A 21529-nucleotide genomic window follows, 5' to 3' on the forward strand; every position below is an offset into this window, starting at 1 on the left:
GCGGAGGCCGGGGGGGACGGCGGCGCGGAGGCGACGGAAGCAGGCGCTGGAGGTGCCAGTGCGGAGGTGGTGAGTGGTGGGGGCGAAGGAGGCGCCGAGCCCGCCAGCTCCGAGCCGGAGCTCGCCAGCGGAGAGGGCGCGACGAAGGGCCCCACCGAACAGCAGGTCGAAGCGAAGGAGTCCGCGGCGGCCGCGGAGACGAACAGGGAGGCCGACGAACAGAGGGCGGCTGACGCCGACGAAGAGCAGGCGCAGGAGCCGACCCCCGAGAGTGCGGGCCCCGAGGAAGGGGCCCTCTCACCGGCGGAGCAGGGAGCGGCGACGGCGTCCGTGAGCGAGGACGCGGGCGGCGGTGCGGGTGCTGCCGCGGGTGGCGGCGGCGGTGGTGGGGCCATTCCCGAGAAGCCGGCGCCGGTCGTGCCGGATGTCTCGGGCAGCGAGCCCAAGGCAGGGCTTGCGTCGCTCAAGGGGCAGGCCCCCATGGCCATCCAGGGCGCGCTCGGCAGCGTCTCCCAGGCGGTCTCCACGGCCGTGGGTGACAAGAAACAGGCGCTCGCCGCGAACCCGCCCACGCGCGCGGCGTCCTCCGGGATGCCCGGCAAGAAGGGCACGGCGCGGCGCGGCCTCGACGGTGGAGGTAAGGGCGGCAAGAAGGCCGACAAGGTGACCGAGGGCGCCGCGGTCGAGACGCCTGCCGCCGAACCCGTGCCGGAGGCGCCGGCCCCCGCCGTCAACGCGGTGACCGCCCCTCCGACGAGCGGCGCGGGCGAAGGGGAGATGTCGCAGCAGGACGCGGACCGGATGGGGTCCGCGGTCGACAACATGCCCACCTCGGATCCGGAGGTGAGCACGAGCGCGGGCCCGCCGCCCACGCTCGCACTCGAGGGGAACGCGGATCCGGCGCAGGTCACGGCCCAGCGCGTGAAGATGGACCATGCCGTGGCGGCGGCGCACGACACGGGCAAGGCCGACGCGCGCAAGCCCATGGGGGAGAACGAGATTGCCCCCCAGGAAACCCACGAGACGCTCGCCGCGAAGGTGCCAGCCAGCGGAGCGGCCGCGGGTGGAGGGCCTGCGGGCGGAGGTGGCGGCTCCGACGCGGAGGCCGCGTCGATCATCGCCCAGGAGAAGAGTCAGGGAGAGATCGACGCCGCGGTTGAAAAGGGCCAGGGCGACATGGCCCAGGAGGAGGCGAAGGAACAGGAGGCCTCCGCGGCGGAGACCCAGCGCACCGAGGAGCTTGCGGCCCAGGCCGAGTCGGACGCCGCGGCGGAGCAGGAGGCGGAGAAGGCCTCCGCTCAGAACGAGGTCGCGAAGAAGCGCGGCGAGTGGAGCGAAGAGCAGCAGGCCGCCGTCGACAAGGGCAACACCGAGGCCGACACGAAGCAGCAGGAGGCCGACGAGAAGGTCGAGTCCGAGAAGACGCAGGCCGACGAGAGCGCCGGAAAGACCATCGCCGAGGGTGAGGAGAAGGCCCAGAAGGAAAAAGAGGCGGGAGAGGCCAAGGCCGAGCGGGAGAAGGCCAAGGCGAAGGAGGAATCGAGCGGCTTCTTCGGCTGGCTCGCGTCGAAGGCGAAGGCGTTCTTCAACAAGATCAAGGAGGCCGTGAAGAGCGTCATGAAGGCGCTCCGCGCGGCGGTCAAGGCGGCCATCGAGGCGGCGAAGAAGGCCGCGGTCGCGCTGATTGAAAAGGCGCGGCAGGCGGTGGTCGCGGCCATCCGTTTGGCGGGGGACGCGCTCATCGCCATCAGCGACGTGGCGCTCGCCGCGTTCCCGGAGCTCAAGGCGAAGTTCCAGGGCGCCGTCCGCCAGACCGTCCAGGACGCCGAGGACACGGTCAACCGGATCGCGGACAAGCTGAAGAAGGGCGTCACGAAGCTGCTCGACGCGCTCGGCGAGTTCCTCGACAAGGCGCTGGGGCTCCTGGAGAAGGGGCTGCTCGCCGCCGTGGACGCGGTCGCCGCCGTGGTGGACTCGGCGATCAAGGCGGCGGAGGCCGTCGCCAAGGCGCTCGGGACGTTCCTCGCGCTCATCAAGGACATCGCGGCGGGTCCGGGTCAGTGGATCTCGAACCTGGGCGCCGCGGTCGTCGACGGCATCAAGAACCACCTCGTGAAGGCCATGAAGGCGGCCATCAGCGATTGGTTCAAGAGCAAGGTCGAGGAGGTGCTGGGCATTCCGATCGACCTCATGAAGGCGCTCTTCACGGGCGGCTTCAACCTGGATGCGATCGGGAAGATGGCCTGGGAGGCGCTCAAGACCGCCGTCCCGGGCATCCTGATCCAGCTCCTGATTGAAAAGCTGGTGGCGATGATCGTGCCCGCCGCGGGCGCGGTGATGGCCATCATCGAGGGCGTCCAGGCGGCGTGGGGCGCGGTCAGCCGGATCATCGCGGCCATCGACTCCTTCATCACCTTCCTGAAGGCGGTGAAGGGCGGAAACGCCGGTCCCCAGTTCGCGACCGCGGTGGCGGCGGGCGCCGTGGCGGTGATCGACTTCGTCGCCAACTGGCTGATCAAGCGCCTCATGAAGCCGGCGAAGAAGGTGTCCGGCAAGTTGGCTGCGATTGCCAAGAAGATCCTGGCCAAGATCAAGAAGGGGCTCAAGAAGGTCGGGAAGAAGCTCAAGAAGTTCTTCAAGAAGGCCGGCCAGAAACTCAAGAAGCTGAAGGACAAGCTCTTCGGCAAGAAGAAGAAGGGCAAGGGCAAGGACAAGAAGAAGGACAAAGACAAGAAGAAGAAGGAGCAGATCGAGAGGGCTCAGAAAGAGCTTCCTCCCAAGGTATCGGCCTTCCTCGCGAAGAAGCCGCACAAGCTCCGCCTGATGGCCCAGTTCGCCATCTGGCGCCTGCAGTACCGGCTCAAGACCATCAAAGCCAGTGGCGGCGAATCGCTCAATTTCTCGGCGACCATCAACCCCACGATCGATCTGGGCCACGGCTACGTATTCACGGACGCTCACCTGATGAGGCTCGTGAAGGAGGTCGCCGCCGAGCTCGTCAAGGTTCGTGAGGCCCACCCGGGCCACAAGGCCACCGCGGTGGAACCGTCCAGCACCCTCACCGACAAGGACGCCACCGGAAAGGTGGCCCTGCCGGGATTCATGGATGAGCCTTCACGCATGAACCTCGGCAGCGGAGCCCAGATGGAGCATCGCGCCACGGCGGGAAGCCTGGCCTTCGGTGGCTCACGCTCCATCGCCGAGCCAGGAAAAGAAGGAGGCCTGACCTATCCGCAGATCAAGGCGAAGCTCGGTGATGAGTCCCCCGGCCCGCTCCTTCAGGAATTGTTTACGCAGAAGCCCGTGGTGGGAGCCGGCAACCTGTCCCCGGATGCGCGGAAGGCCACGGTCAGTCTCTTCGGGTTGTTCTTGAAGGAGCCGACCCATCCGAAGGGGACTGGCAAACACGGCCGCGATCTTCTCTATGGGGCGATGCTCACCCAACTGCTCAACAGCGAAGACGCCGCGCACAAGATCACCGGACAACAAGCAATCGATCTCTTCCCTCCAGGCAAGAACAAGATCCAGGCTGGAACTCGCACCGTCACCAACAGTCTCGACAAGCCAGGGTTCAAGGAGTTTGACCCTTCAAAGCTGGGCATGTCGGCCAAGGAACGCTACGACCGTGAGGTTGCAACGCTGACCCGCTGGGGCAGGATGCAGGTCGAGAAATGGAAGACCATCTATCCGGAGAAGCCAGGCGATGAGCAAATGAAGAGTCTCATTCGCGAGGCCCTCAAGCCCCAGCTCGAAAGGTTCATGCCATGAACACGGATGATGCCAAGGGTGGCTATCTGGCCCTGCGTGACGAAGCCGACCTCCATTCCTTTCGGACACTTGCTCGTTCCATGCTCATGGAGCAGGACAAGGTCGAGGATGAGCGGTCTGGAAACGGGGAATATCTGGAGGTGTGGCGGACGCCCGACAGAAAGCGAACCCTGTCCTGGATCGAGTCGCCGCGCGTGTTCGGCAGGTTCCTCTGGTATCAGGGCGAAGGGGCAGAGAACGCCCTGAAGATCGCATCCGACGCGCTGCCATCCGCGACGGCCGCCGAGGTGCGAGAGTTGCTGGGCAACTCGAATCCGTCGCACGACGATCTGGTCGCGCTGCTCCACATCGCGGCATACGTGACGCCCACGGAGCGGGCCGATTTGCTGGAGACGTTCCGGCGGTACCTGGCGGATCCACGCCGCGGGGTCCGGCTGTCGGCCGTTCGTGCGTACGCCATCCGGTGTTGGCCGGGCCTCCTCGACGAGATCGAGCGAATCAGCAAGGAGGACTCCGAACCTGACGTTCGTGCCTTCGCCACCCAGGTGGTGGAACACGCGCGCAAGGAACAGGGCTCCAACAAGAAGTAGCCCGGTTCAGACGTCGGCCCTGTCAGCGGCCCTCCGCGCCATCCTTCTCCGCGACGGAAAGGGTCCGGGGGGCCACCGCCTCCCGGACCGAGGCCTGATGTGTCACGAGCATGGCGGCGACGAGCGCGGCCAGCGCGCCTCCCAGCGCCAGGGGCCGTTCCCACCGGTTCCAGGTGCGGGTGGCGGCCTGGGGGCGCAGCTCACGCGCCACGGCGAGCCTCAGGCGCTCCCGGGCCTGCGGCGAGGGCAGGGGGCCTTCCTCGCTCGTCTCCAGGTCGCGCTTGAGCGCGATGAACTCCCGCAGGCACCTTCCGCATTCGGGAAGGTGGTCCTCGACGGCCTGTCGGGCCTCAGGTTCAAGGTTGCCGAAGTGGTAGGCGACCAGCTCGGGCGACACCGTGTGGCAGCTCATGGGTGCATCTCCTCGCGCAGCTGTTTCACCAGTTGGTGCATCCGGGACTTCACCGTTCCCAGCGGAAGGCCCAGGACGTCGGCCATCTCCACGTAGGACATGCCCTGGGTGCGCAGGGCGTAGAGCTCGCCCAGCTCCAGGGGGAGCCGGGTCACCGCCTCGCGCAGGGCGTCCCGCGCCTGCTGGTGCTCGAGGGCGTGCTCGGGGCCGGGGCCCGGCTCCTCGAGGGAGTCGGCTTCCTTCTTCAGCGCCCGCGTCTCCCGGTGGGCGGACCGGTGGCGGTTGAGACAGAGATGGCGCGCGACCTGGAAGATCCACGCCCGGAAGCTTCGCGCGGCCCGGGCGCCGGCCCGGTCGCGGAGGACCGCCAGGAACGTCTCATGCAGCACGTCCTCCGCCTCGTGGGCATCCTGGAGGTGCTTGCGGATGAACCCGAAGAGGTGCTGCTCGTAGCGTGCGTAAAGCGCATCGAAGGCCTTCAGGTCTCCGCCCAGCAGGGCTTCGTACAGTGCCTCGTCCGATGGCATGGGGGGACCCGGGGGCTACGAAGCAGGCGCGCGGAACAGCCCCATCGCGCGGACGGCCCCGATGGACACGAAGAGGCCGGCGATGAGGAGGAGCACGAGCGCCAGCACCAGGGGATGGAGCGCCTCCTCGCAGCCGAGTGCGGCGATCTGGAGCTGCTCCGCGGGAGGGACGAGGTGCAGGTAGCGCAGGGAGTTCATCAGCCCCAGACAGAAGCCCAGCATGCCCGCGGCGCCCGTGGTGGCGCCCAGGCCGAGGAGCGACGCGAGGTAGCGCGGCTCGGGCCGGAACAGGAAGAGGATGCTGCACGCCACCAGCAGGAACCCGAACAGCGTCGTCGGGTACATGGAGATGCCCCCCGCCATGAAGAACTCGAACATGCTTCCCTCTCCCGCGAGCCTCGCTCGCCATTGAATGCTTACGGGAGAGAAGGAACCGGTCGGCGGAAAAGGTTCGCGGGAGGCGAAAAAGAAGAGCCCCGCGACCGGGCGCCTCAGCCCGCTGCGCCGGCCAGCTCCCTGGCTGCCTCGATGAAGAGGCGCAGGGGCTTCGAGCGCTGCGCGTGGCTGGGGGAGTAGAGGAAGAACCCAGGCACGTTGGGCGCGGTATCGCGGCATCCAACATCCGACACAGCCCTGGGAGCCAGGGCGCGGCGCGGCATGTGGCCATCAAGAGGGGAGACGAGTCCTTCCTGTCATGCAGGGAGAATCCGTCCGGAGCGCCCCTTCGGCCATTGCGAACCCGCACGCCTCGTTGTTCGCGCGGATGTTGTGTCTTTGCCTGTGGGGCCTGACAGGCTGTGTCGAGCAACGGGACGCCGAGGTGCTCCCCGATCCCGGCACCTCCAGCGGAAGCGCCTGCGAGGGCGTCGCCCCCCGGACGCTGGAGGAGGTCCACGCGGCGCACTTCGCCGCGGAGCGGCCCACGGGCTGCACGGTGGGGTGTCACGACACCGGCGCAGGCGGCCTGACCTTCCGTGACGCCCACGAGTTGTGGCAGGCCACCGTACAGCGGCCCTCGCCCGGTGCCCCCTCACTCCTGCTCGTGGAACCCGGCCACCCGGAGCGCAGCCGCCTGTACCTCAAGTTGCTCCCGGACGCGCAGGGACGCATGCCGCAGGGCGGCCCCTTCCTGGATGCCGCCGCGCTGCAAGACGTGGCCGGGTGGATCTGCGCCGGTGCACCCGAGCCCACCACCTCCGCCACGGACGGAGGCCTGCCCATCCACCCGGTTCCCACACTCGACACCCTCACTCCCTCCAGCGTGCAGGAGGGGGTGGGGGAGGTCGTCCTCTCCGTGGCGGGCGGCGGCTTCGTGGACGAAAGCCAGGTGGAGATCGACGGCATCGCCGTGGCGACAACCCACGACGGTCCGCAGCGGCTGGAGGCCCGCGTGGCGGCGTCGTTGACAGCGCGTGCCGGCACGCACCTGGTGCGGGTCGTCACCCCGGCGCCAGGAGGCGGCGCGAGCGCCGGCCTCGACTTCACCGTCACCGCGACGGGGGTGGTGCTCCCCACGGTGTCCTCGCTTTCACCCTGTGGCACGGTGGCGGGCTCGGGGGCGTTCACGCTCACCGTCCAGGGGACGAACTTCAAGGAGGGCGCGAGCCTTTCCTTCAACGGCACGACGGTGGCGGCGACGTTCATCAACTCCGGTGAGCTGCGCGCCTCCATTCCCGCCGCGCTGGTGGCCTCCGCGCCCACCGGCAATGCCGCCACCGTCACCGTGGTCCACCCGGCACCGGGTCGGGAGACGTCCGCGCCCGTGACGTTCGGCGTCGCCAGCAAGGTGTCCACGCTGGCGTCGGACGTGCAACCCATCTTCACCGCGACCTGCGCCACCAGCGGCTGTCATGCGACCGCCTCCACGCCGGTGAACCTCACCCCTGGCAGCGCCTACGCCGAACTGGTCGGCGTCCCCACCAGCAGCAAGGGCTGTGGCCAGCGGCTGCGCGTGCAGGCCTGTGGCCCGCTGCGAGGGCAGAGCTTCCTCATCGACAAGATCCTCGCGACCAACAGCAGCCCCGCGTGCTCCGGGGGCGCCATGCCCAAGGGAAGCCCCCTCTCGGCCGCGCAGAAGCAGGCCATCATCGACTGGGTCGCGCAGGGGGCGCCGAGGTAGGGCTGGGTCCGAGTGACGAAAGCCGGGGCAGGGCGGGGCGTTGGCGAGGGCCTCTGACACCGCGCGGTTATTGACTCTCGTCAATGCGGGCGGGGGCGGTCCCCTCCACGCTGGAGGCCACAACGTCGCTGAACGTTCTGGAGCCCTCGCGATGAACATCTCCCGCCTTCACTCCTCCGCCCTGGGAGCCCTCTTTCTTCTCCCATTCTTCGCCTACGGCCTCGGAACCGCGCTCGTCACCTCCGTCCTGAAGGATCCGGAGCACCTGGCCTTGCTGTCCGGCCAGAGGACGCTGTTCGTCGCGGGCGCACTGCTGCTGCTGGTGGACGCCCTCTTCGTCGTCGGGATTGGCGTGCTGTTCTTTCCCATCCTGCGCGAGCGGAGCCCGGGCATCGCCATCGCGTACCTCTGCACGCGGGTGATGGAAGCACTGACCCTCATCGTCGGCGTGGTGTTCCTGCTGTGCATCCTTCAACTCGGAGAAGCCGCGCAAGGGCAGACGACGCCGGAGCTGGTGACCCTGTCCAACCTCCTGGCGAAGGGGAACTTCTGGGCGTACCAGCTCGCGATGCTCATCCTGGGGGTCGGCAGCGTGCCGTTCTGCCTGTCGCTCTACCGCGCCCGGCTTCTTCCCTCGGTGCTCCCGCTGGTGGGCGCGGTGGGCTACGGGCTTCTGGCGCTGGGGTCCGTGCTCGAGCTCTTCGGGCTGCCGTGGAGCGTCCTCTTCTCGGGGCCCGGCGGCCTGTTCGAGCTGGTCCTCTGCGGCTGGCTCATCGCCAGGGGATTCCGGGCGGTCACGCCTGCCGTCACGGCGCAGCCGGCTTGGCGCGCGTGACGATGCGCTTGCGGATCCGGCTCAGCGACTCGGGCTTCACGCCGATGTAGCTGGCCAGCTGGTACTGGGGGATCCGCTGCAGGATGTCCGGCCGCGTCCTCGAGAGCTTGAGGTAGCGCTGCTCCGGAGTGTCGGTGAGATAGGACGAGAACCACTCCTGCTGCTCCGCCAGGACCTTCTGCATCACCTTCCGGGAGATGCTCTCGAGGCGCGGGAAGCGCCGGTACAGGTCCCCCTCGCGTTGCTCGGTGCCCACCACCACCGTGGTGTCTTCCGCGCAGACCCAGAAGTGATCCGCCGGAGTCTGGTTCATCATGCTGTGAATGGAGAGGACCCAGTCGTCCTCGGTGAAGAACCCGTTGCTCCGCTCTTCGTCCTCGACGACGGAGTACTGGCGGACGCAGCCCTGGAGGACGAAGTAGGCCTCCGTGGCGACCTGTCCTGCCATGAGCAGGTGCGTGCCCTTGGGGCAGGTCTTCACCACCATGCTGTCCAGGATGGCCCGGGCCTCCTCGTCCGACAGAGGCGCGATGCGGCGGAAGTAGTCGACGAGCCTGTTCTTCACCTGGGCCCTTCGTAGCACTCCGTGGCACGTCTCCGGCACTTCGTTCCGCGACGCCCTGGGTTCTCCTTGCGAGCAGCAGGCACTCGGTCCAGGCTCGCGGGATGGAAAATCCTGCTGCTGAGTGGAAGCTGCCGTGGGACGGAGGGTGCCGCTGCGGAAAGGTCCGCCTGCGTGTCACCCTGCCGCCGCTGCTCACCATGGCGTGTCACTGCACCGGCTGTCAGCGCATGAGCTCCAGCGCTTACAGCCTGTCCATGGCGGTGCCCACGCCCGGCTTCCAGATCCTCTCGGGAGAGCCGGTGGTGGGCGGGCTGCATGGGGCGTCGAAGCACATGTTCTGCGGCTACTGCATGACGTGGATGTTCACGCGGCCCGAGGGCCTGGACAGCTTCGTGAACCTGCGGCCGACCATGCTCGACGAGCGCGGCTGGTTCGTGCCTTTCATCGAGACCTACACGGACGAGAAGCTGCCCTGGGCGACGACGCCCGCGGTGCACTCCTACGCGACGCTGCCGGAGTGGTCCGCGTACGATGGGCTTGTCCTCGAGTTCGCCGCGAAGGGCGCGCGCCCCCGGTAGAGGACCTCCACCTCTTCCATCGGTCGGTGGCGCGGGCGGCATGAGCGCTCGGTGTCGGAGCCGCCGAGCACCATCCCGATGCCGGGCGAGGGGCCTGGGAACCGGTTACACACCCAGCCCGATGCCCTTCCCGCATTTCCGCGGCCGTTTCCGCCTCATGGCGACCGCGCTGGTCACGGCCGTCCAGCTCCCGCCAGTGCTCTGGCTCTGCGTCCGCACCCGGACGCCGCTGCCGGCGCTGGTGGCGCTGGGCCTCTCCTGGCCCTACCTGCGCCAGTTCCAGAGCCCCTGGCAGACCCCTCCGCGCTCCCGCACCACCACCCTGGCGCTGGGGTGGTGGTGTGCCTGCCTGGTGTTCGCCGTGCTCATGTTCCCCGCCGTGCTGGCCATCCGGGCCGGAGCCCCCGACGGGGTGACGTGGGGGCTCGTGGGGGCGCTCTCGCTGGTGCTGGGATGCGACGCGGTCCTCGGCTGGCCACGCCTGCGCAGGCGGACCGTGCGCATCGCCGGGCTCGCACCGGGCCTCGACGGATACCGCATCGGTCAGCTTTCCGATGTGCACTGTGGCCCGCAGGTGCCCGAGGCACGCGTGGCCGCCTGGGTGAAGCGCCTCAACGCGCTGGACCTGGACCTGGTGACGGTGACCGGCGACCTCATCACCCACGGACCCTCCCACGTCGAGGCCGTCGCGAGGGGGCTGGGAGGGCTGCGCGCGAAGGACGGCGCTTTCGTCTGCATGGGCAACCACGACTACTTCACCGACGGCGAGCACCTGGTCCGCGCGCTGGAGCGCCACGGTCTGACCGTGCTGCGCAACCGGGGCGTGGTGATGGCGCGCCGCGAGGCACCCCTCTACGTCGCGGGCGTGGACGACACCTGGACGTCACGCCACGACCTGCCGCGCGCGCTCGCGGCGCGGCCGGAGGGAGTGCCGACGGTGCTGCTCGCCCATGACCCGGACCTCTTCCCGCAGGCGCAGGCGCACGGCGTGGAGCTGACGCTCTCGGGGCACACCCACGGGGGACAGCTCGGCGTCCCGGGCGTCCGCCGCTGGTCGCTGGCGCGGTTCATCACGCGGTGGACCGCGGGGCTGTACCGGCAGGGCCGGTCCTGGCTGTACGTGAGCCGGGGGGCAGGCACCACCGGGCCGCCCGTGCGGCTGGGCGCCCCAGCGGAGCTCGCCGTCATCACGCTGCGCCGGGCGTAAGCGCCCGCGCCTATGGCCCATGTCGCGTGTGGGTCTTCCGTCGCGACGCTGTCGGAGCTGACGCGGGCTTGCACCTGACGCGACGTCAGGTTGTAGCGTCCGCCGGCATGAAGGACCGAGCGACGGGCCGGCGCCACTGGCGCATCGGCGAGCTGGCGGAGGCGACCGGCCTGACGGTGCGCACCCTCCACCACTACGAGCACATCGGGCTGCTCGCGCCCGCGCCCCGGACCGAGGGGCGCCAGCGGCGCTACGACGCGCGCGACGTGCGGCGCCTCTACCGCATCCGCGCGCTGCGCGACCTCGGCCTGTCCCTCGCCGACATCCGGAGCATGCTCGATGACCACCGCGCCGCGCTGGTCGACGTCCTGCGCGCGCATCGGGCTCGCGTCGCCGCGGAGCTGGAGCGGCTGGGAAGACTCCAGACGCTCCTCGACCACGCGTGCACGCAGGCGGACCGCGACCTCGACCCCGAGGACGTGATTGCCACGATCGAGGCGATGTCGCGGGTCATGCGCCATGGAAGCGCACGGCGCAACGGGCCGGCGTCGAAGGATGCCGAGGCCCGGTGGCGGGAGCTGGGCGCCGCGCTTCAGGCCTGCATGAAGGCGGGCGAGGCCCCTTCCGCCCCGCGCCCTCGAGCCCTGGCCCGCGAGGCCCTGGCCCGCATCGTCGAGTTCTCCGGGGGCGACCGCGCCACGATGGAGGCGCTCGCGCACCTTCGCCGCTTGGAGTTCCCGAAGGACCTCGCCGGGTGGAGCCCCGCGCTGATGCGCTACCTCGACCAGGCGATGGCGAGCCTTCCCAAGACAAGACGTGCCCCCGCCGGGCGTCCATCCCAGGAGGAACCCTGATGCGCATCCTGCTCTCCACGATCGGATCACGAGGCGACGTCCAGCCGATGGTCGCGCTGGCGTCACGGTTGAAGGCGCTGGGCCAGGAGGTCCACCTGTGCGTGCCGCCCGACTTCAGGGATTGGATCGAGGGCCTGGGAATGCCCGTCACCCCCATTGGTCCCGAGCTGCGCCCCACCGGGAAGGCCAACCCCGCGGCGTCCCTCCCCACGCCCGAGCAGCGGCGCCGGATGATGGAGGGCACCGTCGCCGCGCAATTCGAGACGATCGGCGCGGCGGCCCGGGGCTGCGACGTCATCGTCGGCGCAACCGCCCTCCAGCTCGCCGCGCCCTCGGTGGCGGAGCTCCTGGGCATCCCGTATGTCTTCGCCGCCTACTGCCCGGCGGTGCTGCCTTCGCCCCATCACGCGCCCCCCGTCCTCGCCATGCTGGGAGACACGCCGGCTCCCGCACCGGGCGACTACCGCGAGCACTGGGCCCGGGATGCCCAGCGCTGGAACGACCACTGGATCTCCCTGATCAATCCGTACCGGGCCAGCTTGGGCCTGGCGCCGGTGGCAGACGTGCGCGGCCACATCCTGACCGGCCGGCCCTGGCTGGCCGCCGACCCGGTGCTGGCGCCCTGGCCCGAGCCCGCGGATCCGGCCGTGCTCCAGACGGGGGCCTGGCTCCTGCCCGATGAGCGTCCCCTGTCGGAGGAACTGGAGGCGTTCCTCGCTGCCGGTGAGCCTCCGGTCTACTTCGGCTTCGGCAGCATCCGCGCACCGCAAGGCCTGGGCGAGGTGATGGTCCGCGCGGCACGTGCACTGGGGCGCCGCGCGATCATCTCCCGGGGATGGGCCGACCTTTCCCCCGTTGACGACGCACCCGATTGCCTGGCCATCCATGAGGTCAACCAGCAGGCGCTGTTCAAGCGGGTCGCCGCGGTCGTCCATCACGGCGGCGCGGGCACGACGACCGCTGCCGCGCGTGCCGGTGCGCCGCAGGTCATCATCCCGCAGTCTTACGACCAGCTCTACTGGGCCCAACGTGTCCGCCAGCTCGGCATCGGAGCCGCACATGCTCCTGGTGCACCAACCCCCGAGTCCCTGATGAGCGCGCTCGGGGAGGCCCTTCACGGCGACGTGGTGGCCCGTGCCCGATCCGTCGCCCCCACCGTGCGCGATGACGGCGCACAGAGCGCGGCCCGGAGCGTGATGGCGACCGCCCAGCGGAAGTCAGGGTGAGGGGACAGGCGCCTGCGACGACACCGGGCTGCGCGTCCTTGTGACAGGGCAGGGTGCGCTGGAGGTCGACCGCTCACCGCCCTGGATGCAGAGCAGGCCACCAGGCGTTGCCCCTGGCTGCCATTGTCCCTGGGACCGAGGGGCATCCTCCCGGTCCGTCTCCATCTTTCGAGGATGCACGCTGAGCCTGGACCTGGAGACGATGCGTGAAGGCAGACCTGTTCCAGCTCTTCGCGGTGTCGGCCGTGGTGATGGGCATGGCCCAGACCCTCACCAAGGAGCGCGTCTTCGCCGGGCTGCGCGAGCGGCTCGGCGGGAAGGACACGTGGCTTGGCTACCTGGTGTCCTGTCCCTATTGCGCCTCGCACTACTTCGCGTTCGTGCTCGTACCTCTCACGGGGACCTACGCCATCGACGTGACGGTGGGCGGCTGGATGGGCAGTGTGCTGCGCTGGTTCCTGTCCTCCCTGCTGATCACCGTCATCGCGGCCTTCTTCCGGGTCGTCTTCTGGTTCGTGGACGAGACCCAGGGCCTGGTGCGCCGGCGGCAGCGGACGGAAGAAGAGGAGATCGCCACCAGGCGCCTCATGCGCAAGAAGGTGGAGCAGACCCTTCCTCCACAGGAGCGCACCGAACCCGCCGAGCCGGCGCACTGAGTTCGTACGGGGAAGGGAGAAAAGCCCAGCAACCTTCGAAGTTGCTGGGCTTCCCCGTGTCCCGACGAAGCTTGAGCCTGTGCTACCGGCTTGAAAGGCCAGCGCTGGATGCACCGGGGGCGGGTCGGCCCTCAAAGGCAGATGTATTGGTATCTTTCTGAGCCGACGATACAAGTCGCGCCCAGCGGCGAGCAGGGTCCCCCTGGGGAGAAGTTGGTGCAGTTGGTGGACTGGCAGGAGAAGGCGCACGTTCCTGTATTGGTCCAGACTCCACCGGAGGCGACGCACGTTCCGTCGCTGCACGTCTGTCCGCTGCCAGCTGCCGTGCCTGTCTCCTGCCATTCCGGGGCGAGGGCCGCCCGGGACTGTGCAGTGGCGGTCGGCATGGAACTCGAAGGCTTCGGGGTGCAACCCAGGATGCCCATCGCGAGCGCGCTGAGCAGGAGAGTGGAGCGTGTGGCTTTGTGCATGAGCACTCTTGGAGCCTCTTTCGGTAGGAGCGGGTTGAGCCAGGTGATGATGCCCAATGCGAAGCGTCGCATCGCCACGTAGGTGTCCTCTCACTTCTCCCAGCGCACAATTCAATGCCGGTCATGTCATACGGCCTCGACTGTGAACGTGGAGGAGGGCTCTTGGGCGGGGGGCCTCAGGGCCTGCCCAGCAGCTCCAGCGCGGCGGTGGTCAGCACGGTGACGCCGGTGCGCAGCGTGCGCTCGCGGTCCGGCGCGTAGACCGGCGAGTGCGGGGAGGGCAGCGCCTGCTCCGTGCCCTTGGCTTCGGCGAAGCGTTTGGGCTCGGTGATGCCCAGCCACAGCATCACCGCGGGCACGCCCGCGCGGCCGTACTCGGAGAAGTCCTCGCCGCCCATGACGGGCGGTGTCTCGCTGAGGTTCTGCTCGCCCAGCACCTTGCCCACCGCGCCCACCAGCCGCTGCGTAAGCGCGGGGTCATTGAAGGTGGCGGGCGTGCCCTCGGTGACCTTGACGTCGGGAGGGCGGGGTGCTCCGGAGGCCATGGCCTCCGCCTTGGCGATGCGCTCGATTCCGGCCAACAGCGCCTTGCGGACCTCCGGCTTGTACGTGCGCACCGTGAGCTGCAGGCGCACCTCGTCCGGGATGATGTTGTGCTTGGTGCCGCCGTGGATGGCGCCCACCGTGATGACCCCCGGCTCCAGCGGGCTCTTCTCCCGGCTGATGAGCGTCTGCAGCGAGAGGATGGTGCGCGCCGCCATCACCACCGGGTCCACGGTGGTGTGTGGGTACGCGCCGTGCCCGCCCTTGCCGTAGAGGGTGACGTCCACCGAGTCCACGCTCGCCAGCGCAAAGCCGGGGGTGAACCGCACCGTCCCCGCCGGAGCGATGGCGATGGTGTGCAGGGCCACGGCGAAGTCTGGCTTGGGGAAGCGCTTGAACAGGCCATCCGCCAGCATCCGTCGGGCTCCCTCGCCAATCTCCTCGGCCGGCTGCCCCACCAGCATCAGCGTGCCACGCCACCGGTCCTTCGTCCGCGCCAGCAGCGTGGCCGTGCCCAGCCAGGACGTCATGTGCACGTCGTGTCCGCACGCGTGCATCACCGCGACGTCCGCTCCGGCCGCGTCCTTCGCCTTCGTCTTGCTGGCGTAGGGCAGCCCCGTCTTCTCCTCCACCGGCAGCGCGTCCAGGTCCGTGCGAAGCATCACGGTGGGCCCCTTGCCGTTGCGCAGCAGGGCCACCACGCCGTGCCCGCCCACCTTCGGGGTCACCTCGAAGCCGAGCTTGCGAAGGCGCTCGGCCAGCTTCGCCGCCGTCTTCTCCTCCTGGAGTGACAGCTCGGGCGTCTGATGCAGGTCGCGGTAGAGCGCGTCCAGTTCGGGGTACAGCGCGTCCAGGCCCTCGATGGCGGCGGAAGGGGGCGCCGCCGCGAGCACGAGTCCGCCGGGCACCGCCAGGCAGGCGAAGAGCAGGGGAAGCAGGGGAAGCGTTTTCACCAGGGAGCCTCCTGTCCGTCAGGGAGTCCCGCACTACAGCACGGACCGGGGCGCCCAGGGACTGGCTCTCCCGTGGTTCAGCCCACGTCACGGCATGTCTGGGAGGTGACTGTGCCATGCTGCAAGTCATGAGCGCATTGACACCCAGGGCGGGAAGAATCCTTGCCCTCATCCTTGCGACAGGCGCGATCGTGGGTGCGACGGCGGCCACCCTCCTCGTGCGAAAAGAGTCGAGGCCGAGGCAGGTTCGTTTCGAGGTGCGCGAACAACAGGCCAAGGTCCAACTCGATCCAGCCGAGAAGGATCATCCGGAGTTTGACGTGGTGGGTACCCAGCCTGGCAAGGACGGCTCAACCACGTTGAGGGGTTTGAATGGGGAGGCCAGGGCGGACCTCGCGGATCAGCTCCTCCAGGGCCTGGCGCAGAGCAAGGTGGCACCCGAAGAAGACGACTCTCCTGGCGACCGGAAGGCGCTCCAAGCGATAGCAAGGGCGTGGGTCGATGCGAAGATGATCGACAAACCCTTCGCGGTGGAGGACTACACGCACTTCTACAAGCCGCTCAGCGAGATCGAGCTGTTCGGCCGGAAGGTGCTTGCGATTGAATATGAATACCTGGAGGAATGGATAGGCTGCTGCGTCAACAATGGGTTTTCGGTGCTGCTGTCCAACACGGCGGGTGACGATGTCTCACTCCACCGCTTTGCCCGCGAGAACAACTGCAAGATCGATGTTGGCAAAGACGTCTGCTGCACTCCGATGGAGTGGGCCGCCCAGGAGAAAGCAGGCAGATTCATCCGGCTGTCGTGCAGAGAATCGAGTTCCTACACCTACGAAGCTGGCGACGACTGAGTTCCACCCAGCAGTACCGTGGCACAAGGGCTCGAAGCAATGCGTCACATGGGGAGCAGGTGAAGCGGGGAGCCTCGGCCCGGGTGTGTGGCGTCACCCGAGATCGAGGTCCCCGGTCACCAGGCTTCGCGTCAGCGGTAGTAGGGCGAGAGCGCGCTGGAAATGCGCGCCAGCAGGTCCTCGGACTGCAACCGCTCCTCCCCCGTAAGCGACGGGAGCTGCGCGGTGAGCGTGTCGCGGGCCTCGCGCAGCGCCGAGTACGCGGGCAGTGTCTGGAATTGCTTCAGGATGTCCACCATGGCGCGGCGGGCCGCGTAGCCGCGCACGCCATCCACGTTGAAGAGGATGCCGCGCACGTCCGCCATCACCGGCGCCATGAACTGCGGCGTGGTGGGCGCATTCGCGGTGAAGATGCTGCCGCGTGACGACACCGGATCCAGGTAGAGGCGCGTGAGGACGCGGCGGGCGAGCTCATCCGCGCGGGAGGCGTAGACCGCGGGCGCGCCCGGAGGCACGACGAGCGGCGGACGCACCTGGGCCAGGATGTCCTGGTACGCCCGCACCTGCTCCGTCCCGGCCCGCACGAAGCCCAGGACCTGGTTGGTGCGGGTGCTGAGGGTGAGGTTGAGGCGGTTGGTGACCGAGGCCGTCGTGAGGAAGCTCTGCGCGTAGACGTTGAAGTCCGCCAGCGTGAAGCTGAACGGGTCGTTCGTGCGGTCGTACATGGTGCAGCGCGGGTCGGTGAACCGGTCTTGATCCGTGCAGAACTCCCAGGTGGGCAGCTGGGTGTCCAGCCCGTAGAGGTAGCGCACCGCCTGCACGTCGTAGGGTCCCGGCGCGCTGTCCAGGATGGCGTCCTCGTCCGCGACGTAGTCCATCACGGAGCTGCTGCGCAGGCCCGTGGGCGTGCCGTCGTACACAAGCGAGCCGGCGAAGTTGTGGCGCAGGCCCAGCGTGTGGCCAATCTCATGCAACACCACGTGCGTGAGGTAGGCCTCCACCTTCTGCTTCTTCGTCTGCGGAGTGACCTCCGTCAGCGACGACGCGAGGCCGGCCTCCGGGTCTCCGAAGCGCTCGAGGACGTTCAGGTCGCACAGCGACTCCGCCTTCATCCCGGACCAGGACATGCTCACGGGCGGGAGCGTCCGTGCCCGTGCGGCGGCGAACGCACCGGGGTCGCTCTCGAAGCGGTCGTCCCCGAGCACAAGCCACAAGGCCGGAAGGTAGACGCTGGCGCCGCGCAGTTCGCTGGTGTTGGGGTTGATGCGGAAGTTCGCGAAGGCATAGGGCACGCCCTCGTCCGGGTCGAAGATGAGGACGTTCTTGTCGTCATCCGCGAAGTCGAGCCCCGCGCCGCCCACCGTGGCCTCCAGGACCTTGAAGCCGAACGCTTGGTTCCAACCCTCCACGCCGCGCTTGAGGGCGCCCACCAGGTCATAGGCCTGGAAGCGCGGGTCGGCCTGGATCGCGAGCACGGAGGGGGTGATGAACCAGGGGATGGGCTTCATCCCGGGGTGGATGTTCCACTTCATCGCCGGGGTATCCGTCCAGCCACCGGCGTTGGTGATGAAGCTGGACGCTCCCGCGAAGTAGAGCGTCTGCTCGGGCATGGCCGTGGGCGTGTAGCCGGGCCCCTCCTTGTAGCGGCGCAGGGCGAGGCCGAGCGTGCCGGAGGCGCGGTAGCCATTGGGCTCCAGGTAATCCACGGCGAACGGCTCGGATGCCTCCGAGTAGCCCGTGAAGACCTGCTCGAAGGCGATGCCGTCGGTGATGGGGTGGAAGCGCTGCGCGAAGCTCAGCTCCGTCTGGAAGCGCGTGGAGACGGACAACGCGTCCCCCATCACGCCGAAGCGGTTGAGCCCCGCCGACGGATCGATGAGCACGTACTGGTCGGCGTTGCGCAGGCGGTTGAACGGGCCGTAGTCGGTGACGACGGGGTAGGCCTCCACCAGCACCTCTGGGTCGAACACGTCGCTGAGCCTCTTGCGGTCGTCCACATCCAAGACGAAGAGCCGGCCGTTCTGCTCCTGGAAGGAGACCACCCGCGTGCCCAGGGACCGGCCAGCGCCGAACATCACCCCTCCCGGATGGAGCTGCTTGAGGAACGCGGACAGGAACCACTTCTGGTTCAGCTCGCTGCGCTTGATGGCCAGGTAGAAGTGGGTGCCCGCGTCCTCCACGATGCCGGACAGGCGCTGTTCCACCTGCTGCCGCTGCTCGGTGCTCGTGGCCCGGGGTACCGCCACGAATGCGTCCTCCAGGCTGACGGCCAGCGACGCTTCGGGGGCCTCCGTTTCCGTCACGGGCCCGGCGGTGTCACAGCCGCCGCTCGTCAACATCACCACCAGCGACGCGGCACCCCACCAGCGGTGCCGCGAAGACCACGTCCGTCCAGGCATCGAATCACTCCAGGGGCTGGGGCGGCACTTCACCGCCCGTTGCGCTGGAGGAACGGCCTTTCGGGAATGGCATGTCGGAAGGGATTCAGGCTTCGGAAGATGCTCTCCGCCGCGCAATGACTTTCAACCCGGACGATATGCCGGCCTGGTTCCCGCCTTGCGCGCCCTGGCGACGGCCAGAGCCTCTGGGCACTCCCCTGGGCCGCCCGAGTCCGGTCAGGGGAACTTCCGCGTCAGCGTGACCAGGTCGGCGCGCCCCGAGACTTCGCCGAGCTTCGTATCCCACTTGGGCCCGCTCGCCATGAGCGCCGTCCTCGCGGCGATGTACGCGAGGATGACGGGATTGGTCTGGCCACCCGTGCTGCCCCGGAGTTCGATGAGCGCCTTGGCGTCGAGGTAGTTGAGCTTGTCGCCGCGCGCCCTGCGGTCCGCGATGGCCTCCTCGACACGCCGGAGGGCGGATGCGGAGACGAACGCGTCCATCGACATGCGGTCCGAGACACTGGGGCCGCTGGTGACGAAGAAGTGGTTGGGGGAGCCATTGGGGTTGAGGGCGCTGTTGTCGACGACGTAGACACGCCCGCTCTTCGTCGTGAGGTTCTTTCCGAAAAGCACCTTGTAGGTGGCCCCTTTGGCCTTGAGCAGCTTTTCGATCTGATCACCCACCTCCAGGGCTTCCGCCGTCACGGTGGCGTCGGTCACCGCGGCGTGGAGGAGGCTGTTGAGGGCCGCGGCGGCAGCTGAACCGCAGTAGCGGTAGTGGTGTCGCTGCAAGGACATATCGAGTGAGTACGGACCCGACGGGGTCGTGACGTTGACGCGTACGACGTTTCCAGTGATTGCCGCGCTGGCCATGGTCTTGCCGCCTTCCTTCGTATCGATGTGGACTGCCTTCAGTGGAAAGGGAGACGCGGAGCGTCTGTCACTGCCTGCTCCCAGTCCGGCGTGTTCGATTAGCAACGGCCATGCCGTTGAGCCCACGGCGGAGCCCGAGCCCGCGGCCTGCGGGTCCACGGACGTCGCGGGGCCGGCGGCATGTCGGCGTCATGCCGCCGACCGCGGCCTTCACCCAGGGGCTCGCGCGGGATGCCCGGGTCCCAACCGAGACAGCCCACGCATGCAATGGCGCGCGGCTTGCTCATGCCCTGATGCGTGGGCTCCCCGGCTGTGTGACGGCCGGCGCCCGGATGAAAGGGGCCGCGTCACCAATGAGCCAGCAGCCACCGCGAGACACGAAGCCACGCGCCGAGAAGGAATTCGTGGCGCTCTGGGAGCAACACCAACGGAAGCTGTTCTTGCTTTGTCTGCGGTTGATGGGAGGACACCGCGCGGACGCGGAAGACGCGCTCGGCAATGCGGCCCTGTGTGCCTTCCGGAACCTTCCGCCCTCCCAGGCGCTGGCGAATCCCAAAGGCTGGCTGGCGCAGGTCGCTCGCAATGCCTGCCTCGACCTGCTCCGCGCGCGCACCCGTGAGTGGCGGTCCCGGGCCGAGACCCAGGACACGTCGGCTCCCTCGGAACTGGAGCGGCTGCGCGACACCCGTCCCAACCCGGAGGACCACTGCCTGCAGCGGGAGTCCGTGGTGTGGCTGGGCCGCGCTCTGCGGACCCTCCCTCCGCACCTGCGCAAGCCCCTGCTCCAGCGAGCCCGGGCAGTGCCCTATTCGCGAATGGCCCAGCAGTCACCTGTGACCGAGGTGAACCTTCGCAGGCGGGTCCGGGAGGCGAAGCGGTTGCTCAGGGGCTGCCTGGAGTGCGCCCTCACGGGGGGGCGCTGAAGGTCTCCAGCATCACGGCCACGATGACCGGGATCTGCGAGGCCGTCGTGCTCTGGAACGTCACCCCGTCCGGGCCGCTGTCCTTGCGCGGCACGAACGCCGGGCGCTGCACCGCGCCCTGGATGGGGACGCCGCCAACGGACAGCCCGGTCGCCGCGCCCAGCGTCGCCGCGTGCCGGGAGGCGAAGCTCGGGGAGACCCGCATCTGGACGCTGGGTTTGTACGCGAGCACCATCTCCGCCACCCGGCAGCGCAGCAGGCCCGTGGGACCGAACACCTGGGAGGGTGTGCGGCCCTCCACGAACGGGCCGCTGCGCCCGAGCATCATCAAGGCGCTGGAGTACCAGGCCCCGGGCGTGATGGGGACCCGGCCCCAGGCCTGGGCGGAGAGATTCAAGCTCAGGAGCTCTCCTGGCTGGAACCCCAGGGGGACCGGCCGTCCCGTGCCCGTGCGCGCCTGCACCAGGGAGGACGCCGCGGGGGCCACCTCTCCGCCGAATGCCGCGCGCGGATCCAGCGCGAGGCTCCCCGCTGGCGGGCTGGGCTGGGAGCAGACGTCCTGGATCCAGTCCTGGGGGGTCTTCGCGGGGCACCAGTCCGGCGCCCACTGGAGCAGGTTGCTGGCGCTCAGGATCTTGGTCCATCCCCTTGGGGTCGGGGAGGAGGCCGGGTCAGACTGGGGCTGCTGCGCGACGCTCAGCGTTTGCTTCAGCGTCAGCGCGGGCTGGAAGTCGCTCCGCAGCAACTGGAGGAACGCGAGGTAGTTGCCGCTGAAGCTGTCGCCCGTGGAGACGAACAGTGCGTCCGGGTCACTGGATGCCGGCATGCTGTCGTAGAAGTGGTACGCAGCCGCGCCGAGGATGCCATCCCCCGTGGGAGCCCAGTCCCACTCCATCGCGGGCTCCAGCCGCTGCAGGGGAGGGGCGGCCACGCTCTTGGCCGAGTAGGCCTGGGACGGCCGTGACACGAGCCCGGTCAGCGTCTGGCTGAGCCAGGAATGATAGGGATTGGAGGCGTCCGCCATGTCCGTTCCTCTTCCAGGAGCCGCCTCCACGGAAGTGGAGCTGGCGGGAGGGGAACCCTGGGGCCTCCCCTCCCGCCCCGGCGCCGCCTAGGGCGTGTCCGCAAATTAGAGCCAGAGGCGGATGGAGGCGATATGGACCATCGCCAGGTAGTTGGCGGCGCGCTTCTCATAGCG

The 21529-nt window shown here is 68.8% G+C and carries 19 protein-coding genes and 1 pseudogene; 11 read left to right on the plus strand and 9 right to left on the minus strand.

Annotated elements, in window-relative coordinates; translation table 11 throughout:
* Positions 1-330: 330 nt before the first annotated feature.
* Positions 331-3768 carry a phage tail protein gene (locus D7W79_RS18520; RefSeq protein WP_147441967.1) on the plus strand — a complete coding sequence of 1146 codons (3438 nt, stop codon included), beginning with the start codon at positions 331-333 and terminating at the stop codon, positions 3766-3768.
* Positions 3765-4358, plus strand: coding sequence for a hypothetical protein (locus D7W79_RS18525; RefSeq protein ID WP_120526711.1), 594 nt, complete (start codon positions 3765-3767; stop codon positions 4356-4358). Before D7W79_RS18520 ends, D7W79_RS18525 begins: the two co-directional genes overlap by 4 nt.
* A gap of 22 nt (positions 4359-4380) precedes the next feature.
* On the opposite strand, the gene D7W79_RS18530 is transcribed toward D7W79_RS18525, so the two are convergent.
* From D7W79_RS18530 to D7W79_RS18545, 4 genes and pseudogenes are all read right to left on the minus strand, one after another.
* Positions 4381-4770, minus strand: a complete 390-nt coding sequence (locus D7W79_RS18530; RefSeq protein ID WP_120526712.1) for an anti-sigma factor family protein — start codon at positions 4768-4770, stop codon at positions 4381-4383.
* Positions 4767-5297 carry an RNA polymerase sigma factor gene (locus D7W79_RS18535; RefSeq protein ID WP_120526713.1) on the minus strand — a complete coding sequence of 177 codons (531 nt, stop codon included), beginning with the start codon at positions 5295-5297 and terminating at the stop codon, positions 4767-4769. Before D7W79_RS18535 ends, D7W79_RS18530 begins: the two co-directional genes overlap by 4 nt.
* A 15-nt stretch (positions 5298-5312) precedes the next feature.
* Positions 5313-5675 (minus strand): hypothetical protein, encoded by a 363-nt coding sequence (locus D7W79_RS18540; protein WP_120526714.1) that lies wholly within the window; start codon positions 5673-5675, stop codon positions 5313-5315.
* A gap of 113 nt (positions 5676-5788) precedes the next feature.
* Positions 5789-5899, minus strand: a pseudogene (locus D7W79_RS18545) (LysR family transcriptional regulator); the annotation flags it as partial.
* 218 nt (positions 5900-6117) lie between these two features.
* Here D7W79_RS18545 and D7W79_RS18550 point away from each other — a divergent pair.
* On the plus strand, positions 6118-7416 hold the full coding sequence (locus D7W79_RS18550) for an IPT/TIG domain-containing protein (protein WP_120526715.1): 1299 nt from the start codon (positions 6118-6120) through the stop codon (positions 7414-7416).
* Positions 7417-7567: 151 nt separating this feature from the next.
* On the plus strand, positions 7568-8251 hold the full coding sequence (locus tag D7W79_RS18555) for a DUF4386 domain-containing protein (RefSeq protein ID WP_120526716.1): 684 nt from the start codon (positions 7568-7570) through the stop codon (positions 8249-8251).
* On the opposite strand, the gene D7W79_RS18560 is transcribed toward D7W79_RS18555, so the two are convergent.
* Complete coding sequence (locus D7W79_RS18560) at positions 8223-8816, minus strand: Crp/Fnr family transcriptional regulator (RefSeq protein WP_120526717.1); 594 nt, start codon at positions 8814-8816, stop codon at positions 8223-8225. The two genes, D7W79_RS18555 and D7W79_RS18560, sit on opposite strands and share 29 nt — an antisense overlap.
* A 101-nt stretch (positions 8817-8917) precedes the next feature.
* On the opposite strand from D7W79_RS18560, the gene D7W79_RS18565 reads away from it, so the two are divergent.
* The 5 genes from D7W79_RS18565 to D7W79_RS18585 all read left to right on the plus strand — a co-directional run bounded on the left by D7W79_RS18565 (position 8918) and on the right by D7W79_RS18585 (position 13337).
* On the plus strand, positions 8918-9394 hold the full coding sequence (locus D7W79_RS18565) for a GFA family protein (protein WP_120526718.1): 477 nt from the start codon (positions 8918-8920) through the stop codon (positions 9392-9394).
* A gap of 157 nt (positions 9395-9551) precedes the next feature.
* Positions 9552-10601 (plus strand): metallophosphoesterase, encoded by a 1050-nt coding sequence (locus D7W79_RS18570; RefSeq protein WP_158617000.1) that lies wholly within the window; start codon positions 9552-9554, stop codon positions 10599-10601.
* 107 nt (positions 10602-10708) lie between these two features.
* Positions 10709-11455, plus strand: coding sequence for a MerR family transcriptional regulator (locus D7W79_RS18575; RefSeq protein ID WP_120526720.1), 747 nt, complete (start codon positions 10709-10711; stop codon positions 11453-11455).
* Complete coding sequence (locus tag D7W79_RS18580; RefSeq protein ID WP_120526721.1) at positions 11455-12681, plus strand: glycosyltransferase; 1227 nt, start codon at positions 11455-11457, stop codon at positions 12679-12681. Before D7W79_RS18575 ends, D7W79_RS18580 begins: the two co-directional genes overlap by 1 nt.
* 206 nt (positions 12682-12887) lie before the next feature.
* The gene (locus tag D7W79_RS18585) at positions 12888-13337 is read left to right on the plus strand and encodes a hypothetical protein (RefSeq protein WP_244221836.1); all 450 of its coding nucleotides are present in this window, start codon (positions 12888-12890) and stop codon (positions 13335-13337) included.
* Positions 13338-13983: 646 nt separating this feature from the next.
* Here D7W79_RS18585 and D7W79_RS18595 read toward each other — a convergent pair.
* Complete coding sequence (locus tag D7W79_RS18595; protein WP_120526723.1) at positions 13984-15303, minus strand: amidohydrolase; 1320 nt, start codon at positions 15301-15303, stop codon at positions 13984-13986.
* A 116-nt stretch (positions 15304-15419) separates the two neighbouring features.
* On the opposite strand from D7W79_RS18595, the gene D7W79_RS18600 reads away from it, so the two are divergent.
* On the plus strand, positions 15420-16154 hold the full coding sequence (locus D7W79_RS18600; RefSeq protein WP_120526724.1) for a hypothetical protein: 735 nt from the start codon (positions 15420-15422) through the stop codon (positions 16152-16154).
* Positions 16155-16285: 131 nt separating this feature from the next.
* On the opposite strand, the gene D7W79_RS18605 is transcribed toward D7W79_RS18600, so the two are convergent.
* Both D7W79_RS18605 and D7W79_RS18610 read right to left on the minus strand, forming a co-directional pair.
* Positions 16286-18553 (minus strand): zinc-dependent metalloprotease, encoded by a 2268-nt coding sequence (locus D7W79_RS18605; protein ID WP_120526725.1) that lies wholly within the window; start codon positions 18551-18553, stop codon positions 16286-16288.
* 216 nt (positions 18554-18769) lie between these two features.
* Positions 18770-19333: a hypothetical protein gene (locus D7W79_RS18610; protein WP_120526726.1), complete on the minus strand. Its 564-nt coding sequence runs from the start codon at positions 19331-19333 to the stop codon at positions 18770-18772.
* Positions 19334-19761: 428 nt separating this feature from the next.
* Between D7W79_RS18610 and D7W79_RS43710 the strand changes: the two genes are divergently transcribed.
* Positions 19762-20331, plus strand: a complete 570-nt coding sequence (locus tag D7W79_RS43710) for an RNA polymerase sigma factor (RefSeq protein ID WP_272491325.1) — start codon at positions 19762-19764, stop codon at positions 20329-20331.
* On the opposite strand, the gene D7W79_RS18620 is transcribed toward D7W79_RS43710, so the two are convergent.
* Entirely contained in the window at positions 20315-21355 is a 1041-nt protein-coding gene (locus D7W79_RS18620) for a hypothetical protein (protein WP_120526728.1), read from the minus strand. The two genes, D7W79_RS43710 and D7W79_RS18620, sit on opposite strands and share 17 nt — an antisense overlap.
* Positions 21356-21529: the final 174 nt, after the last annotated feature.

The sequence above is a fragment of the Corallococcus exercitus genome (genome assembly GCF_003611585.1).
Taxonomy (GTDB): domain Bacteria; phylum Myxococcota; class Myxococcia; order Myxococcales; family Myxococcaceae; genus Corallococcus; species Corallococcus exercitus.